Annotated in this window: 1 pseudogene; it reads right to left on the bottom strand. The window is 30.1% G+C overall.

The features are described from left to right. Positions 1 to 209 (bottom strand): annotated as a pseudogene (locus KGF39_RS19745) (cell wall-binding protein); the annotation flags it as partial.

A 209-nucleotide genomic window follows, 5' to 3' on the forward strand; every position in this document is an offset into this window, starting at 1 on the left:
TTAGAAGTATTCGCAGGGGCAAAGTATTCAAATCCATTAGGTCCTTTAAACACACCTAACTGTATAATACCACTATCATTAAAATAAAAATGGTCACTATTAATAATAGTATAACCAATTGAGGCTATGGAAGTGTTAGGATTAAAATAATATTTTTTACTATCAATAGTTTGCCATCCAGTTACTGCAACAGCAGTATTAGGATTAAA

Origin of the sequence: Clostridioides sp. ZZV14-6345, assembly GCF_020657775.1 — a bacterium.
GTDB classification, from domain to species: Bacteria; Bacillota; Clostridia; order Peptostreptococcales; family Peptostreptococcaceae; genus Clostridioides; species Clostridioides difficile_D.